The sequence below is a fragment of the Micromonospora sp. RP3T genome, from assembly GCF_003027925.1.
Classification (GTDB): Bacteria; Actinomycetota; Actinomycetes; order Mycobacteriales; family Micromonosporaceae; genus Micromonospora.
The window spans coordinates 133,309-139,556 of the sequence record NZ_PYPS01000017.1; the positions used below are offsets into that span (position 1 = coordinate 133,309).

The window sequence follows — 6,248 nt, forward strand, 5'->3', positions numbered from 1 at the left end:
GGCCCCCTTTTAACAGACGTCTGTTAAAAGGGGGCCCCTCCTTGCACATCCGGCGGCGCTAGCTCACCGCGGCGAGGAACTCGCTGTAGAACAGGCCCAGCGCGATGGCCACGCCGATGCCGGCGATGATCCAGAACCGGACCACGATGTTGACCTCGCTCCAGCCGGCCAGCTCGAAGTGGTGCTGGAGCGGCGACATCCGGAACACCCGCTTGCCGGTGGTCCGGAACGAGATGATCTGGATGACCACGGACATCGTGATGATCACGAACAGACCGCCCAGGATCGGCAGCAGCAGGATCGTCCGGGTGGACATCGCCATGCCGGCGATCAGACCGCCCAGCCCCAGCGCGCCCGTGTCGCCCATGAAGATCCGGGCCGGCGAGGTGTTCCACCAGAGGAAGCCGACGCAGGCACCGGCCGCCGCGCCGGCGATCAGCGCGATCTCCAGCGGGTCACGCACCGTGTAGCAGTACGCCTCGGTGTAGTTCGGGTCCGCGCACCAGTGCCGGTACTGCCAGAACGCGATCAGCGCGTACGCGGCGAGCACCATCACCGAGGCGCCGGTGGCCAGGCCGTCCAGGCCGTCGGTGAGGTTGACGCCGTTGGTCGCCGCCATCACCACCATGATGATCACGATGACCGCGCCGATCTTGCCGATCTCCAGCGCCGGGATGTCCCGGATGAAGCTCAGCGTGGTGCTGCCCACCGTCGCGGTGTTCGTCGCGTTGCCGCTGACGTCGGTCATGCTCGACGGGAAGTAGAGCGCCACCACGCCGAAGACCGCGCCGACCAGGATCTGCCCGGCCAGCTTGCCGCGCTTGTTCAGGCCGCCGCTGTGCCGCTTGCGGACCTTCAGGAAGTCGTCGACGAAGCCGACCGCACCGGAGAACACCATCAGCCCCAGCAGCACCAGCGCCGTGATGGTCGGCTCGACCTGCGCGATCTGCGCGTCCGGCAGCGTGGTCAGGGCCAGGTGCCCGGCGACGTACGCGATGACGGTGGCCAGAATGAAGACCACGCCGCCCATCGTCGGCGTGCCCTTCTTGCCCTCGTTGCTGGCCAGCCCGAGGTTCGACCGGATCGGCTGGCCGGCCTTCAGCCGGGCGAACACCTTGATCGCGATCGGGGTGCAGAACAGCGAGATCAGGAACGCGACGCCGATGGCGACGATGACCGCCCTCATGCGGCGCCGCCCTCCGTCGCCGTCTCCCGGGCGTCCGCGCGCAGCGCGTCGGCCACGTCCCAGGTCCGGTACCGGGAGCCCTTCACCAGCACCACGTCCGACGGACGCAGCTCGCTCCGCAGCACCTCGACGGCCGCCGCCTGATCGGTGAGCAGCACCGACTCTCCTCCCCAGTTGCCTACCGCTGTCGCGCCCTCGTGGATCGGCGCCGCCGGCTCGCCCACCACGAGCAGCCGGTCGATTCCCAGCTCGGCCGCGAGCCGGCCGACCTGCTGGTGTCCCTCCCGTTCGAAGTCGCCCAGCTCGGCCATGTAGCCGAGCACCGCGACCGTACGCCCCTCGCCGCGCATGCTGGCCAACGCGCGCAGCGCCACGCCGGTGGAGGCCGGGTTGGCGTTGTACGAGTCGTCGATCACGACCACGCCGTCGGGGCGTTCGAACACGTCCATCCGGCGGGTGGAGACCAGGCCCAACTCGCCCAGCGCCGCCGTCAGCTCGGTCAGGGGCAGGCCCAGCTCGCGGGCGACCGCCGCGGCGGCGAGCGAGTTGGACACCTGGTGCCGGCCGGTCAGCCCGAGCCGCACCGGGGCGCTCCCCTCCGGCGTCACCAGGGTGTACGACGGCCGGCCCCGCCCGTCCAGCGTCACGTCCACCGCGCGCACGTCGGCGTGTGCCGACTCGCCGTACCGGACCACCCGGGCCGCGGTCCGGGCCGCCATCGCGTCGACCCGCGGGTCGTCGGCGTTCAGCACCGCCAGCCCGTCGGCGGGCAGCGCCTCGACCAGCTCCCCCTTGGCCAGCGCGATGGCGTCGACCGAGCCGAACTCACCCAGGTGCGCCACCCCGACGTTGAGCACCACCGAGATCCGCGGCGGCACCACGTCGCACAGGTAGCGGACGTGCCCGACGCCGCGGGCGCCCTTCTCCATCACCAGGTAGCGGGTCTCCGGCGTGGCCTGCAACGCCGTGTACGGGTGCCCCAGCTCGTTGTTGAACGAGCCGGGCGGCGCCACGGTCGGGCCGAGCCGGACCGCGAGCTGGGCGATCAGGTCCTTGGTGGTGGTCTTGCCGGACGAGCCGGTCAACCCGATCACGGTCAGTGCGGGCAGCCGGTCGACCACCGTGCGGGCCAGCCGGCCCAGCGCGTCGAGCGCGTCGTCGACAAGCACCATCGGCACGCCCGGCAGCTCGCGGGAGCCGAGCACGGCGACCGCGCCGGCGTCCACCGCCCCGGCCGCGTAGTCGTGGCCGTCCACCCGCTCGCCGGGGAACGCCACGAAGAGCCCACCGGCGGTCACCTTGCGGGAGTCGAACTCCACAGTGCCGGTGACCCGGGCGTCCGGGTCGGCCCCGGCCAGCCGGCCACGGACCGCGGCGGCCACCTCGGCCAGCGTCAGCGGGATCATCGGCCACCCCCCAGGTCCCCGAAGCGGGCCCGCAGCGCCGCCGCCAGCTCCACCCGGTCGTCGAACGGCAGCACCTCGCCGCCGATCTCCTGGCCGCGCTCCTGCCCCTTGCCCAGCACCGCCACCACGTCACCCGGTTCGGCCACCCGGACCGCCTCCTCGATCGCCGCCCGCCGGCCGGGCACCTCGATGACGCGGGCCGGGCTGGCCGCCGCGTACGCGCCGGCCAGCACCTCGGCCCGGATGGTGGCCGGGTCCTCGGTCCGCGGGTTGTCGTCGGTCACCAGCACCACGTCGGCGCCCCGGGCGGCCACCTCGCCCATCACCGGCCGCTTACCCCGGTCCCGGTCGCCGCCGGCGCCGAGCACGCAGACCAGCCGCCCACCGGTGAGCCCGCGCAGCGCCGTCAGCACCGCCTCGATCGCGTTCGCCTTGTGCGCGTAGTCGACCACGCCGCGCACCGGGGCGTCGCCGCTGACCAGTTCCAGCCGGCCGGGCACGCCGCCGCAGGCGGCCACACCGCGCGCCGCGGTGTCCGGGTCGACGCCGGCCGCGACCAGCGTGGCGACGGCCAGCAGCGCGTTTGCCACGTTGTGCCGGCCGGGCAGCGCCACGCCGGTGGGCAGCGCCACCGCGTCCGGGCCGTGCAGCGTGAAGTGTTGCGCGTACCCCTCGCCGGAGACCTGGTCGGCCCACCAGGTCGCGTCGCGGTCGCCGGCCGCCGAGTAGGTCACCGTGCCGGGCTTGTACAGCGGGCGCAGCGCCGGGTCGTCGTGGTTGAGCACCTCGACCCGGCAGCGCCCGTCGAAGAGCCGGGCCTTGGCGGCGAAGTAGTCCGCCTCGTCGGCGTGGAAGTCGAGATGGTCGGAGCCGAAGTTGGTGTAGCCGCCGACGTCGAACCGGACGCCGCCGACCCGGCCCATCACGAGCGCGTGGCTGGACACCTCCATCACCACCGCGTCCACGCCGCGCTCGCGCGCCACGGCGAGCATGGCGTGCAGGTCGGTGGCCTCCGGGGTGGTCCGGACGCTGTCCACCACCAGGTCGCCGAGGCGGGTCTCCACGGTGCCGATCAGGCCGGTGACGTGCCCGGCGGCACGCAGCCCGGACTCGATCAGGTAGCTGGTGGAGGTCTTGCCGGCGGTGCCGGTCACGCCGATCACGGTCAGCCCGGCGGTCGGGTCGCCGTAGACGGTGGCGGCGACCGTGCCGAGCACCCCGCGGGCGTCGTCGACGACCAGCACGGGCAGACCGGCGTCGGCGGTCAGCGGCACCCCGGCCGGATCGGTGAGCACGGCCACCGCGCCGGCGGCGGCCGCGGCGGCGGTGAACTCCGCGCCGTGCCGGCGGGAGCCGGGCAGGGCGGCGTACAGGTCACCGGGGCGGACCTCGTGGCTGGCGTGGGTGACCCCGGTGACGGCCAGCTCGGCGGCCCCCTCCGGCGTGGGAGCGGCCAGTCGGTCGGCGAGGTCGCCGAGCCGGACGGGGAGCACGGTGGCGGGACGTGGATTGCCGGGCACGGCGTCAGACCCTACCCGGTCGTCCGGTTCCGACCGCACAGCCGCCCCGGTGGTTCGTCGCCACCCACCGATGATGTCGCGCCCGGCCCGCTCAGCGCGGAAAGACCTCGAACTTCGGCGACTTGTCGGTCAGCGACGGCGGTACCCGGTAGTGCCGGAGCGTGAAGCCCATCATCTCCCGGAACGCCGGCGCGGCGACCGCGCCGCCCCCGCCGTCGGGGCTCCAGACGAACACCGCCACCACGTAGCGTGGCTTCTCCGCCGGGGCCATCCCGATGAACGAGCCGACCTCGCCGGGCTGCTGCTTGCCGTTGTCGTAGCGCAGGCCGGTGCCGGTCTTGCCGGCCACCCGGTAGCCCGGCACGGCGGCGGCCAGGCCGGTGGCCCGCCCGTCCGGGCCGTCGACAGTGGTGACCGCCTCCAGCATCCGGCGCAGCGCGGCGGCGTTGGCCGGGCTGAGCACCGAGCGGGTGGCCGGCGCGGCGACAGGCGTCCGCGCGCCGTCCGCCCCGATGGTCTCCTTGATCAGGTGCGGCTGCACGTACGTCCCGTTGTTGGCCACCGCGTTGTACGCGGCGGCCATCTGCAACGGCGTGGCGTCCACACTGTGCCCGATCGGCACCGACCCGTACGCCGACCCGCTCCACTGGTCGGCCGGGAGGATCCGGCCCGGCGCCTCGCCCGGCAGGCCCTCACCGGTCGGCTGGCCCAGCCCGAACCGCTTCTGGTAGTCGATCAGCCGATCCTTGCCGAGCTTCTCGGCGATCTCGATGGTGCCCACGTTGGACGAGAACGCGAGCATGCCGGGGACGCTCATGGTGCGGCCGTCGGCCGGGTGGGTGTCGCGGAACGTGACGCCGCCCCGGACGATCGTGTTCGCCACCGGGAACGTGGTGTTCGGCGTGATCACGCCCTCCTGGAGCGCGGCGCCGTAGGTGATCGCCTTGTGGATCGAGCCCGGGTCCACCACGAAGCTGGTGGCCGCGTCGTCCCGGTCGGCCGGCGAGTTGACCTTCGTCGGGTCGGCCGCGTCGTACGTGGGCTGGCTGGCCTGGGCCAGCACCTCACCGGTCGGGACGTCCATGATCACGGCGGCGGCGACGCTGCCCTTCACCTGGGCGACCTGCTTGGCCAGGATCCGTTGCGTCATGAACTGGAGGTCCCGGTCCAGGGTGAGCTGCAAGGAGCTGCCCGGCCTCGGCTGGGTGGTCCGGCTGTAGCCGCCCGGGATGGGCGCGGCCAGGTCGCCCTGGCCCACCTCGTAGGTGCGCTTGCCGGCCTCGCCGCGCAACAGGTCGTCGTACTTCGCCTCCAGGCCCTCCAGGCCGATCATGTCCTGGCTGACGAAGCCGAGCAGGTTGGCCGCCAGGTCGCCGCCGGGCACCTCGCGTCGCTCGTCCCGGTGCACGTTGATGCCGGGCAGGTCGAGCGCCATGATCTGCTTGGCGGTGCCGATCTCGACGCCCCGGGCCAGGTAGACGAACTGGAGGTCGGTGTCGGTGCCGGGCAGCTTGCTCCGCTTCATCCGGTCGGCCAGGTCGGAGGCCGGCGCGCCGAGCAGCGGGGACAACGCCCGCGCGGTGGCGAACCGGTCCTTGACCAGGGTCGGGTCGGCGAAGACGTAACGCGCCTCCACGCTGTGCGCCAGCGGCTCGCCGGAACGGTCGAGGATGGCGCCGCGCGGGGCCGGTAGTTCGACCACGGCGACCCGCTTGGGCAGGCCGCCGTCGGCGTACGCCGGACTGTCCGCGGTCTGGAGGTAGACCAGCCGGACGCCGATGCTGGCGAACAGCGTCAGCGCCAGCACGGTGGCGAGCCGCAGCCGCCGGCGCGGGTCGCCCAGCCGGGGCGGACGGCGCGGCTTGCGGACCGGCCGGCGGGCCGCCGGCCGACGCGGGCCGGGCCGGCGGCGCGGCGGCGCGTCCTCCTCGTCGTCGAACGGCTCCCCGACCGGGCGGGCCGAGACGGTCCGCACCACGCCGGCGCGCCCACCGGCCGCCGTCGCGCGGCGGCCGGCGGCAGCAGCCGGGCGAGGTGCCGGTAGAGGAAGTGGGACCGCTTGTCGGCGTGCGAACCGTGCAGCACCACCAGCCCGCCCCGGACCGGTCCGGCCGGCAGGTCGAGCGTCGCCGGCCG

At 73.9% G+C, this 6,248-nt stretch carries 4 protein-coding genes; all 4 read right to left on the reverse strand.

The genetic code is table 11. The features are described from left to right. Window positions 1-58: 58 nt before the first annotated feature. Genes mraY through C8054_RS16145 form a run of 4 tightly spaced genes read right to left on the reverse strand, consistent with a single transcriptional unit; the run spans window position 59 to window position 6,087 of the window. Window positions 59-1,186, reverse strand: coding sequence for a phospho-N-acetylmuramoyl-pentapeptide-transferase (gene mraY / locus C8054_RS16130; RefSeq protein WP_107157607.1), 1,128 nt, complete (start codon window positions 1,184-1,186; stop codon window positions 59-61). Further along, the gene (gene murF, locus C8054_RS16135) at window positions 1,183-2,592 is read right to left on the reverse strand and encodes a UDP-N-acetylmuramoyl-tripeptide--D-alanyl-D-alanine ligase (protein WP_107157608.1); all 1,410 of its coding nucleotides are present in this window, start codon (window positions 2,590-2,592) and stop codon (window positions 1,183-1,185) included. Before murF ends, mraY begins: the two co-directional genes overlap by 4 nt. Beyond that, window positions 2,589-4,151 (reverse strand): UDP-N-acetylmuramoyl-L-alanyl-D-glutamate--2,6-diaminopimelate ligase, encoded by a 1,563-nt coding sequence (locus C8054_RS16140; protein ID WP_199199779.1) that lies wholly within the window; start codon window positions 4,149-4,151, stop codon window positions 2,589-2,591. Before C8054_RS16140 ends, murF begins: the two co-directional genes overlap by 4 nt. A 52-nt stretch (window positions 4,152-4,203) precedes the next feature. Further along, window positions 4,204-6,087 (reverse strand): penicillin-binding protein 2, encoded by a 1,884-nt coding sequence (locus C8054_RS16145; RefSeq protein ID WP_107157610.1) that lies wholly within the window; start codon window positions 6,085-6,087, stop codon window positions 4,204-4,206. Window positions 6,088-6,248: the final 161 nt, after the last annotated feature.

Excerpts from the sequence above, each read along its gene's own strand:
- mraY (WP_107157607.1), bottom strand. The coding sequence starts at position 1,186 with ATGAGGGCGGTCATCGTCGCCATCGGCGTCGCGTTCCTGATCTCGCTG.
- murF (WP_107157608.1), bottom strand. The coding sequence starts at position 2,592 with ATGATCCCGCTGACGCTGGCCGAGGTGGCCGCCGCGGTCCGTGGCCGG.